At 33.6% G+C, this 952-nt stretch carries 2 protein-coding genes; one reads left to right on the top strand and one right to left on the bottom strand.

The window, feature by feature from the left end; genetic code table 11:
- The coding region (locus tag A2003_RS04495) for a (Fe-S)-binding protein (protein ID WP_286686877.1) at window positions 1-165 on the bottom strand (165 nt) is incomplete at its 3' end.
- Between the two features lie 374 nt (window positions 166-539).
- Here A2003_RS04495 and A2003_RS04490 point away from each other — a divergent pair.
- A partial coding sequence (locus A2003_RS04490; RefSeq protein ID WP_286686872.1) for a Glu/Leu/Phe/Val dehydrogenase dimerization domain-containing protein occupies window positions 540-952 on the top strand: 413 nt, incomplete at its 3' end.

Genomic DNA, 952 nt, shown 5'->3' with positions numbered 1-952 from the left:
TACAGGTTGCCCGCCAGGTACACATTTGTTTGCTGCTTCACCTTCGCTAATCGACTTTGCATATGGCAAACACCCATCACGGTGTCCACATAAACCACATTGTGTTTGAGGCAGTAATTGGTCTATTTGAACGATAAGAGAGACTTGCTGATCAGAAAGTAACATAGAAGCAGTGAGGTGAAAGTAAGAGCAGAACTGAATTATAACAAATAATCCTTTATTTAGAGACTGTGGATTTATTTAAACAATAAGTAGCATTTTTATCTGAATTAAAATGGTGCTTCATTGGCTTTATTTTAGTGCGATTTTATTTTTAAAAATTAGTTATTTTCACTTTTTTGTTAATTATTCATGTATATTTCTCAGTATTTATAAAATAAATAATGAATATTTATTGGATTAAATATTTGAAAATTATATTTAATTTTATTTTATAGAGGAAGTGCTTTGCTTGTCTGATAGTAATTTATAGTTGTTTTATGAGATATTCTACTTTGGTGCAAAAATGGCACTAATTTGAATCATAGACTCGGGGGTGAGTGTTGAAATACGGTAGCTTAAATGAATTCTTGGATTACGTGAAACGCAGAGATCCTCATCAACCAGAATTTCTACAAGCTGTAGAAGAAGTTATGATGAGCCTGTGGCCATTTATCCAGAAAAACCCTAAGTATGCACAATACGGTTTACTTGAACGACTGATTGAACCTGAACGCGTGATTCAATTTCGTGTTTCTTGGATGGATGACCAAGGTCAAACTCATGTAAATCGTGCTTTTCGAGTTCAATATAATTCAGCGATTGGTCCTTTTAAAGGTGGGATGAGATTTCATCCTTCAGTTAATTTATCGATTTTAAAGTTTTTGGGATTTGAGCAAACTTTCAAAAATGCACTTACAACTTTACCGATGGGTGGTGGTAAAGGTGGTTCAGATTTTGATCCAAAAGGAAA

The sequence above is a fragment of the Acinetobacter sp. GWC1_38_13 genome (genome assembly GCF_001767535.1).
GTDB classification, from domain to species: domain Bacteria; phylum Pseudomonadota; class Gammaproteobacteria; order Pseudomonadales; family Moraxellaceae; genus Acinetobacter; species Acinetobacter junii.
Note: the sequence above shows the minus strand (reverse complement) of the source record. Positions and strands in the feature narration are given on the sequence as shown.